Raw genomic sequence first — 7,321 nt, 5'->3', positions numbered from 1 at the left:
TGGCCATTCACTTGGACTGACTGCTATCCATGCCAAAACTCTCCCAGAACTACGCAGCTGCAGCCTCGGCCCATTCAGATGAGCCAGCAGGGCACGTCATCGGGCAGATCACCTCGGCCCTTCTGGGAGGGGTGTGATGCTGTCGGGGTTCCTGCTCACCTCGTCATCGCCATTCACGCTATCGGCAGGTGGCGATCCGGATCCGGATCCTGGTCCGCAGCCGGATACCAGCAACATCGCCAAGTGGGCGCGGATGCTCGGGCGGAATATCCCGAGCGCGCAGTTCGGCGATATGAGCGGGCACAGCTACCATTGGCAGTTCACCGCGCCCATGACGGGGATGCTGGAATGGTGGTCGTGGTACAGCCAGGGCGCTCGGCCGAACGGCGAGTGGGGCGATCGCCACGCCCGCGGCAACTATGGCAACTACGAGCTTTGGGTCTATGAGATCGACGACCCGAACGCCTCGAACTGCCTGACCAACACGACTCGCACCTATGTCGGTCAGAGCGGCAACTTCTGGCCTGGCCGGATCGTCGGAGGGTTCGATGGCCTGGATAGCCCGCGCTACAGCGCGAGCGGCTGGATCAACTCCTACGGGAACAGCCAGAGCGCGTCGGACGGCGTCATGGTCGGCACCGCCGGTGCCTACTGGCAGAGCTACAACACCAAGACGCGCGCGGGGCAGCGGGGCAGCAACTGGGGCAAGGGCAAGCCAGGCGAGGCCGATTACGACGCCGACATGGCCAATCCGATGCCGTCCAGCCATACTAGCCGGACGCTCTACTACGGCACCGGTTGGCCGATCGTGCCGTTCAAGAGCAAGGACGCAAACGGCAACCTGACGGTCATCGGCATTCCGGTGGTCAAGGACAAGGTCTACCTCGTCCATTACAAGAACATCGTTAGTAGCCCGAACAGCAATCATACACACGATAACCAGTTCATGGCCATGCACAACCCGATGTTCGGGGTGTCCGACATCTCGATGCCAATGGACCCGCATCTGGCGATGTATAACAGCGGCGGCGGGCGTGACTGGCGGCGCATCCCGGCGGTCAATTACTCCATCAGCGGCATCATCTTCGGCAACGCCGGCTGCATGACCCGCGGGAACAGCGACAATTTCACCCGGATCGTCGGCAACAACTGGGTCCGCCAGCAATGGACGCCAACGCCAGGCTATGATGAGGAGTTCGTTCGGGCGTGGGTACATTGCTGCCGGCTTAGTGGCACCGAGCAGGGCCTACAGGGCCGTCTCGTGCGCGCACCGCAGAACACGAGCAGCCATGCCTTTCCGGAGGCGCTCAGTGCCAATGGCTTTGCCGGCATCAACTCCGAGTTCATGGGATGGTTTGACTTCCCGAAGAGCGTCGCCAAGCAGGTCAACATCCCCTCGAACAACATGTGGGGCAACCAGTCTCACGGTAATCCAGGCTCTGCCGTCCGCCCCTGGATGAGCGCGGCCCTGCCGACCAAGGCCCGGATCCAGCGTGGCTACCACTATGCCCTGGAACTGCGGAACAAGAACAACTCGTCCACCAGCGGCTATTGGATCGGCGACGCGCTCGGCATGGGCAATCGGTTCAACCGCACCCGTGGCACCGGCCGCTCTCCGATCTACCCGCTGAATGTCTGGCCGTGCCTGGACGATGGCTCCGGCTTGGAGGGTTGGGAGCGGCGCAACCACGCGCAGACGTCGACCAACGCCGGCAGCAACTGGTCGGTCCTCTACCAGGAGGGCCAGGAGTTCCCGATCTGCCTGGAGCCGGCATGACCTCGCGTCACCCGGCTGCCGCGGATGCGCCAAGCCCGAGCATGAGCGTGGTCGTCCGCCCTGCCTACGACATCCCTGGCTTTTGCGAGGCCTTCGGTGTCGGCCGGTCCCATGTGTTCGACGAGATCGCCCGGGGGCGGCTGCGGGCGACCAAGATCGGCCGGCGGACCGTGATCGCCGGAACCGACGCGATGGCTTGGCTCGAAGCGTATCGGAATGCTTCGGACCGATCGGCACCGAAAGTCGCCTGAGACGGATGGAGGTGGCGGCTGTCGTGCAGAACGGCCCCGCCTCCCCTTTCTCCGTTAATGGCCGGTCGTGCTCCCCCGGAAGCCGAAGGGTAGCAAAAGGTAGCGGGGGTAGCAGGCATGCGTGCGCGCGAGTGGCATGATGCAAGTAGGTCGGAGAGACCCTGAGCCAGCTCACCAGCAGGCCCACACGGGCAGCAGGAGCAGCGAAACGACACCGAAGCTATGGCACCGGCGGCTCTATGTCCGAGCATCCACAGCGGGATTTGCTCACCATGTGCTCACCAGCGGCCGAAGCCTGGTGAGCGCTGAGGGGCTAAGTGTTTGAAGAGATTGGCGCGCCCGAGAAGACTCGAACTCCTAACCTTCTGATCCGTAGTCAGATGTAGACGACACCTTGCGGGAACATCTGAGAACTTAAGACACTGGAATTCAGCAGCTTTTCTCGCTACACCTTCTGACTGACGTGTTCACGAGTTGCCCTAGGGACCCTCTAGGTACCAGCGCTTTGGTCCCTGGTTGGTCCCTAAGGGACCATCAGAAGGTAGCATCGGTCATGGGATTCTCGACCCAGCGAGAGGTAGATCGGCTCGCACTACCTGCCGGGAAGAATGAGCTGTTCGTCGCCGATGAGGGGTGCCGGGGACTCTATGTCCGGCTCCAGGGGACCAAGCGTACATGGGTGGTCCGCTACGACTCTGGCGGCAGGCGGCGGAAAGTGGTGGTGGCCGATGTGCCGGCCATGACACTACGGGAGGCTAGAGCTGAAGCTACTCGCCTTATTGCCAAGGTCCGTGACGGCGGCGACCCGTTGTCCGAGCGTGCAGCCAAGGCCAGCGCGCCGAAGAAGCTTCTGCTGGGCGACCTGATCGCCCGCTTCATCGCGAACTATGCCGAGAAGCATCAGCGGCCCAAGACTCTGGTCGAGACTCGCCGGTCCTTAGATGTCCACATGCAGCCCCTGCACGACCGTCCGGCGGAAGAGATCGGCCGCAGGGAGCTGGCGGAACGATTCCAGGAGCTGGTCGAGACCAGCGGCCCGGTCATGGCGAACCGGGTGCGAGCCGCGACTTCTACGCTCTACTCATGGGCGATGCGGCAAGGGTTGTGCGAAGCCAACCCGACCATCGGCACCGCTTCCCCTGGCGCCGAAACGAAGCGCGATAGGGTCCTCAGCATCGATGAACTGCGGCACGTCTGGCAGGCGCTGGAGGGGGGGAATCCTGACTTCCGCGACATCACTCGGCTGTTGATTCTCCTGGGCCAGCGCAAGAATGAAGTAGCCGGCATGGCGTGGTCCGAATTGGATCTGAATCGTGCCCTGTGGGTCTTGCCGGCCGCCCGTACCAAGAATGGCTTGGCCCACGAAGTGCCCCTGCCCTCTCAGGTCATGCGCCTACTGCAGAAGCGTGTCGCCGACCGCGACCCCAAGCGCGATTTGGTTTTCGGCCGCCGCGCTGGCCCGTTCTCCGGATGGACCGTGGCCAAGGCTGCTCTGGACCGGCGACTGGGCGTTCTGCATGCGGAAAAGCGGCTAGGTCGGCGGCTTCGTGACGACGAGAAGCCCGACCCCTCCGATTCACTGGCCGGCTGGACACTTCACGACTTGAGGCGGAGCTTCGTCACCCACCTGAACGAAATAGACGTTGATCCCGGCACAGTTGAGCTGATCGTCAACCATGTCTCCGGCCACCGAGGCGGGATCAGCGCCGTATACAATCATAGCAAGCGGCGACCCCAGAAGAAGGCGGCCCTCCAGCTATGGGCCGACCACATTGACAGTATTGTTGCACAACATTCCGTCGGGTGAGACATCTTTATAGAGTTCTTCAAAAAATGCAGGTTCCGCATATTCTTGTGGACGCGTAGATCTTTCTTAATCAATGCGATATTTACTGAAATTTACTTTCATATGAACCAAATTTTTCTCTTGCACATTTATGATTGCTCGTGGGAAACATAGAGCCATCGCCAACCGAATGAATCGGCAGGAGGTGCCACTAAAGGAATCGTAACCATGTCGAATAAGAGTATTCGCGTTGAAGTGTCGGGTGCCGGCGCCGGTCCGGGGCACGTGGGTTTGGTTGACCGCGTTCTTCCTCGTAAAGAGGTAGAACAACTTCTGGGCGTCAGTACCTCGAATTTCTATCGTGATATCCGGCACCAACTTCCTATAGTTCAGTTGTCACGCCGCAGGATTGGTGTGCGTGTTAGCGACTTAAATGCTTGGCTGAGGAGGAAGACGTCGCCGCCGACTAGCGGCGCGTAGCGGCCGCACGCCTGCATCACAACGAACGACCCGCCATCAATAGGTGGGCGCCAGGGAGCAAAACTCCGATGATCGATTGGGAGTTTTGCCGTGTTAGACATGGAAAAGGCCGCCCACCCTGGCGGGGATGGCGCGGCCTTCGAAGAAGAACTCGATGCGGAAAATAATAGCGATACAGCAACAGAAAGGGAAGTCTCCCAGGCTCTGCTCCGCAACTTCATGCGCGAGGTCGGCCCGCGTCTGGTCGATCAGGGCTACCGAGTCGTTCCGCTGCCTCCTGGAAAGAAGTTTCCTGGCGAGTACGCCGCCGGCATATGGCGGCCCATGCGCGGCTGGATGCGCTTTGCCGATCGTGAGCCAACCGATCTCGAATTCCGCTACTGGTGCGAACGATGGCCCGGCACCGGAGCCGGCATCATCTGCAAGAACGTGTTCGCGCTGGATCTCGATCTTCACGACATGGAGATGGTCGAGACGGCCAAGCAGCGCGCCTTTCGGATGCTCGGTGACACCACCGCGATCCGGGTCGGACAGGCACCCAAATGCCTGCTCGTCTATGGTTGTGATGAGCCGATCCGGCCGATCAAGCGGCATCCGATTGAGGGATTAGGCGTCGGCAACCAATTTTGCGCCTACCACGTCCATCCGGGTACCGGCCGCCCTTACGCCTGGATTCTGGACGATCTGGTCGAGATCCACCGCGACGACCTTCCCCGAATCACCGAGGAGCAGGCCAGAGCCAGCATCGAAGCGATCTTCCAGGAACTGCCGGACGAATCGCGCCCGTCGACCCTGGGCGATGGCATTGGCGGTGCCGGGTCGGCTGAGGGTCTACGCGGCGATCCTGAGGCAGTCGCCAAGGCCATGGCCTTCATCAAGAACAACGATCTGCCCTATGACCAGTGGATAGGTATCGGCTACTCACTCAAGGGCAGCCTCGGCGATGATGGGTGGCCACTCTTCCGAGACTTCTCAGCCCAGTCTGCCAAGCACAACACTAAGTGCGATACCTGGGTTATCTGGAGGAGCCTCAAGCCGCACTCCAAGGGCGCCGGCTCGATCTATCACCTCGCCATGCAGGCAGGCTGGCAGCCTCCCAGCGGTCTCCATTTCAACGAGGGAAAACGCGCTGCCGCAGGCGCAGCTGCCGGCCTGATCCGAAACCTCCGGCGAGGCGCTGGCCGCAAGGCCACACCGTCATGCAGGACGGTCCGCACCCGTGAGGAGGCCGAGTCAGTCCTCCGGGCTCTGGAAACCATCAGCCCGGCCGGTCGCACCTATCCCGAATGGAACTCGGTTTGCCGGGCCATCCATGCGGCCTTCGGCGAGCGCGGCCGGGCCATCTGGATGGAATGGGCAGGCGCCTCCTCCTTCGGTGATCCTGGTCGACACTTTGATCTCATCAGCAAGGGAGGCGCCCTTTCCAATTGGAACCAGCTCCTCCGACTCGCCCGTGAGCTGAATGAGGAGAACGCGCATGGCTGACTTCTCCTCCGGAGCCGCGAACGACTTCATGGACGGCAAGGGCTGGACTGGCGCCGGCAGGGTGCTCACCACCACGTCGGCCAGCTCGATCACCGGGACACAGCCAGAGCCACGGGAATTCCTGATCGACGGCCTGCTACCCACCAGGACCGTCGTACTGCTTACCGGCAAGGGTGGCGTCGGAAAGTCCATGTTGACCCTTCAGCTCGCCGAATGCCTCCGCACCGGCGCGGCCTTCCTCGGCCTGACCACGCACCCCTGCTCCACGTTGGTTTACTCGTGCGAGGACGACTTGCCGGAGCTGCACCGGCGCCACGCCTCGATCGAGCGCAGCATGGGCCAGTGCGATGATCCGCTGGGCGAAACGCACTTCCTGGCCCGCGACGGTGAGGACAATCAGCTGGTCGCCTTCGACGCTGCCGGCAATCTGACCACGACTCCCGCCTTTGACGATCTCCTGTGCACCTCGGTGCACCTCGGTGCACGTCTCGTGGTCGTGGATACCACCGCGCAAACCTTCGGCGGAAACGAGAACGACCGGGCGCAGGTGACCTTCTACGTCAACGCCCTACGCAGGATGGCGAAGGAGATCGACGGCACGGTCCTCCTCCTGTCGCACCCCCCGAAGTCCGACGCGAAATACTCAGGCTCGACGGCCTGGGATGGCACTGTGCGCGCTCGTTGCTTCCTCGCCGAGGAGGAGATCAACGGCGAGGTCCAACGCGTCTTCGTCTTGGACAAGTCGAACTACTCGAAGCGGTTCCGGAAGGAGGTCGTGGTCGACGAGTACGGAGTCTCTCACGCCGTCGACGAAGCGGCCCGGACCATGGGCGAGAAGGTCGCCGAGAGGATGGCGCAGGGCAAGGCGCGCGCCGCGTTCCTCGATGCGCTGGACCGGCTGACGGCTCAAGGCAGGCCGGTCTCGCACTCTGAGCGGGCTGGGAATTACGCGCCAAAAGTCATGGTCGACGCCGGCCTGAACGACGGGTGCACCGTGAAGCAGCTCGCCACGGTGATGAACGTGCTCCTGAACGAAGGCCTTATCAGGAGTAACGAGGAGGTGGGCCGCCGGAGCAATCGGGCTCCCATCTACGGCCTCAAGCGCACCACCCCGAAGGCGGAATCGGAGCCCGAAGAGGAGCCGATCGAGGCGGAGGAATTCGCGTGACCGGGGTGCACAGGGGTCTGCACACCGGTGTGCATTTTGCACTTCGGTACCGTCGTGCAGCAGCTGGGCTCACGTGCACACCGGTGTCGGCTCCCTATAGGGAGCCACACCAGTGTGCAGCGTGCAGCCGGGGGGAATCGGGACCAGAGTGTGGATCTCGACCGGTGTGCAGATGGGGTGAGATCGAGGCGCTGGCGCACCGGCGGGAGGGGGTAGCGCGATGAATGCCTTCCTGCTCGATCTTGACGACCAGATCAGCCTGCACGCCCGGGTCGTCTCCCTGGTCTCCCTTCTGCCGCGCCACCCTGACCGCGCCCTCGACGATCTGCATCGGCTGGCCGGCGAGCTGGGCATGGTCGGGCGGGACCGGCGTC

General features: G+C 62.5%; 5 protein-coding genes and 1 tRNA gene. 5 read left to right on the top strand and 1 reads right to left on the bottom strand.

Annotated features, from left to right (window positions below):
* Positions 1-136 precede the first annotated feature (136 nt).
* On the top strand, positions 137-1,777 hold the full coding sequence (locus tag EQG76_RS26120; RefSeq protein WP_159717734.1) for a hypothetical protein: 1,641 nt from the start codon (positions 137-139) through the stop codon (positions 1,775-1,777).
* Positions 1,774-2,028 carry a helix-turn-helix domain-containing protein gene (locus EQG76_RS26115; protein ID WP_159717732.1) on the top strand — a complete coding sequence of 85 codons (255 nt, stop codon included), beginning with the start codon at positions 1,774-1,776 and terminating at the stop codon, positions 2,026-2,028. Before EQG76_RS26120 ends, EQG76_RS26115 begins: the two co-directional genes overlap by 4 nt.
* A gap of 331 nt (positions 2,029-2,359) precedes the next feature.
* Here EQG76_RS26115 and EQG76_RS26110 read toward each other — a convergent pair.
* Positions 2,360-2,474: transfer RNA gene (locus EQG76_RS26110), tRNA-Arg, on the bottom strand.
* Positions 2,475-2,581: 107 nt separating this feature from the next.
* Between EQG76_RS26110 and EQG76_RS26105 the strand changes: the two genes are divergently transcribed.
* The 3 genes from EQG76_RS26105 to EQG76_RS26095 all read left to right on the top strand — a co-directional run bounded on the left by EQG76_RS26105 (position 2,582) and on the right by EQG76_RS26095 (position 6,947).
* On the top strand, positions 2,582-3,835 hold the full coding sequence (locus EQG76_RS26105) for a tyrosine-type recombinase/integrase (RefSeq protein ID WP_159717730.1): 1,254 nt from the start codon (positions 2,582-2,584) through the stop codon (positions 3,833-3,835).
* Positions 3,836-4,393: 558 nt separating this feature from the next.
* Positions 4,394-5,779 (top strand): PriCT-2 domain-containing protein, encoded by a 1,386-nt coding sequence (locus EQG76_RS26100; RefSeq protein ID WP_159717728.1) that lies wholly within the window; start codon positions 4,394-4,396, stop codon positions 5,777-5,779.
* Positions 5,772-6,947, top strand: a complete 1,176-nt coding sequence (locus tag EQG76_RS26095) for an AAA family ATPase (protein ID WP_159717726.1) — start codon at positions 5,772-5,774, stop codon at positions 6,945-6,947. Before EQG76_RS26100 ends, EQG76_RS26095 begins: the two co-directional genes overlap by 8 nt.
* Positions 6,948-7,321: the final 374 nt, after the last annotated feature.

This window comes from Geminicoccus flavidas (genome assembly GCF_009806515.1).
In the GTDB taxonomy this organism is placed as follows: domain Bacteria; phylum Pseudomonadota; class Alphaproteobacteria; order Geminicoccales; family Geminicoccaceae; genus Geminicoccus; species Geminicoccus flavidus.
The sequence above is the reverse complement of the archived record's forward strand: the minus strand, read 5'-3'. Positions and strand labels throughout refer to the sequence as shown.

What these genes read in the sequence shown, in the direction of transcription:
- EQG76_RS26105 (WP_159717730.1), top strand. Translation starts at nt 2,582, where the DNA reads ATGGGATTCTCGACCCAGCGAGAGGTAGATCGGCTCGCACTACCTGCC.
- EQG76_RS26100 (WP_159717728.1), top strand. Translation starts at nt 4,394, where the DNA reads ATGGAAAAGGCCGCCCACCCTGGCGGGGATGGCGCGGCCTTCGAAGAA.
- EQG76_RS26120 (WP_159717734.1), top strand. Translation starts at nt 137, where the DNA reads ATGCTGTCGGGGTTCCTGCTCACCTCGTCATCGCCATTCACGCTATCG.
- EQG76_RS26115 (WP_159717732.1), top strand. Translation starts at nt 1,774, where the DNA reads ATGACCTCGCGTCACCCGGCTGCCGCGGATGCGCCAAGCCCGAGCATG.
- EQG76_RS26095 (WP_159717726.1), top strand. Translation starts at nt 5,772, where the DNA reads ATGGCTGACTTCTCCTCCGGAGCCGCGAACGACTTCATGGACGGCAAG.